The organism is Streptomyces sp. NPDC090045, from assembly GCF_044747975.1.
In the GTDB taxonomy this organism is placed as follows: Bacteria; Actinomycetota; Actinomycetes; order Streptomycetales; family Streptomycetaceae; genus Streptomyces.
Map to the genome: position 1 here is coordinate 1 of NZ_JBIVFA010000045.1, position 1,408 is coordinate 1,408.

1 protein-coding gene is annotated in these 1,408 nt (G+C 66.2%); it reads right to left on the bottom strand.

What is annotated here, in order from left to right:
• Positions 1 to 167 precede the first annotated feature (167 nt).
• The gene (locus ACIPYQ_RS41205; RefSeq protein WP_401259819.1) at positions 168 to 1,352 is read right to left on the bottom strand and encodes an IS701 family transposase; all 1,185 of its coding nucleotides are present in this window, start codon (positions 1,350 to 1,352) and stop codon (positions 168 to 170) included.
• Positions 1,353 to 1,408: the final 56 nt, after the last annotated feature.

Genomic DNA, 1,408 nt, shown 5'->3' on the forward strand with positions numbered 1-1,408 from the left:
CTAGTACTGCAACGGTGTTTGGCGTGATGGTTTGTTGGCGTCTGGTGGTGTGTGGCCGCGTCGTTTGTAGTGGCTGGTGCGGGCCTGGAACTGGCGTCTGCGCCGCCAGTTTGACCAGTGCAGGACGTGTTCGACGGGTGCTGCTCGGCGGTGGGTCAGGCGGGTGATCAGGCGCCGGAGTTCGGGGAGAGTGAGGGGTATGAGCTGGGAGGATCCGTTTCTGCTTTCCCTGCGTCCGCCTCGCGGGCCTTCAGGACGGTGAGGCAGGCGTGGGCGGCCATGGCGAGGGTGATGTGGCGGTGCCAGCCTGGGTAGCGGCGGACTTGGTAGTCGTCCAGGCCGCATTCCTGTTTCGCGGTCTGGAAGCATTCCTCGATCGCCCACCGGCTGCCCGCGACGTGGATGAGTTCGTCGAGGGTGGTCTCGGCGGGGCAGTAGGCGATGTAGTAGGAGATCTGATCGGGCCGGCTCACGCTTCGGCGCGCGATCACCCAGTGCCGGCGGTCCTCGCGGTGCCAGGGCCGGACCTCCACCCTCGCCCAGTCGTAGACCCGCGGGCCGTGGGCGCCGACTCCGCAGGAACGGCGCTTCCACTTCTGCCTCGCAAGGCCGTTGAACAGGTCGTGAACGGGGTGGTCCATGGCCCATCGGGAGACGACGGTGTCGTGACGGGTGGTGGCCATGACGTGGAAGACATCCGCCCGCTCGAGCTCGGTCCGCCAGCCCTTGGAGAAGCCGTAGGCGGCGTCCGCGGTCACCCAGCGGAACGGAATCTTCTCCGTGATCGCCCGGCGGACCATCGCCTTGGCCATCACCACCTTCGTCTCGAAGCCGACTGTGTCCTCGATGCCCGCGGCCCGGCACCGTTCCCGGTCATCGGTCCATGACGTCGGCAGATACAAGCGGCGGTCGATCAATGTGCGGCCACGTTCGCCGGCATAGGCGAGGAAGACACCGACCTGACAATTCTCCGTGCGGCCCGCTGTTCCCGAGTATTGGCGCTGGACGCCGGCGGACCGGACGCCCTTCTTCAGGAAGCCGGTGTCGTCCACGATCAGGACCGCTCCGGGGTCGCCGAGATGCTCGACCACATAGTCACGGACGTCGTCGAGGACTTCATCGGCGTCCCAATCGCACCGGTTCAGCAGCCGGTGCATACGGTCCGGGCCCCCATGTCCTGCTTCCTCCGCGAGCGTCCAGCCGTTCTTCCGCTCCAGCGGAGATACCAGCCCCCGCATATACGCCAGTGCCGACTCACGCGGCTCCGATCGGGCAAACCGGTGCACGAACCGCTCATGCACCTCACCCAGACCCGCCGCCCACACCCTCACATCACCAAAGAGCCCACCCATAACCTGACCAACGACCAGCCTGGCTACCAGTCACGCCAAACACCGTTGCAGTACTA